The sequence below is a fragment of the Clostridium pacaense genome (assembly GCF_020709765.2).
In the GTDB taxonomy this organism is placed as follows: Bacteria; Bacillota; Clostridia; order Lachnospirales; family Lachnospiraceae; genus Enterocloster; species Enterocloster hominis.
Window position 1 is genome coordinate 1 of record NZ_JAJFEB020000125.1, and the last position, 266, is coordinate 266.

Sequence of the window (266 nt, forward strand, 5' to 3'; positions counted from 1 at the left end):
GATGCCAATGTTCCTGACCGGGCTGGCAGTGCCTTCCGCTGCCAGGGCCTGCTTCCCTATGCAACGGCCCGCTATGATGGAGTCCACTGCATTGTACGTGAGCTGGAACAGATTGCCCAGGCTAAGCGGAACCGAATAGCGGACCAGATGATTTGTTATATTTCCCTCTGTCATGTTTACCGCAGCCATGATTGTCTCTACTTAAGATTAACTGAACTCTTATCATAAAACTGCGCAGTTAAAAGCTGCGCAGTTTATCGTCCTCC

General features: G+C 50.4%; 1 pseudogene. It reads right to left on the bottom strand.

The features are described 5' to 3' along the window. A pseudogene (locus LK536_RS58765) lies at nucleotides 1-189 on the bottom strand (MATE family efflux transporter); the annotation flags it as partial. Nucleotides 190-266 lie beyond the last annotated feature (77 nt).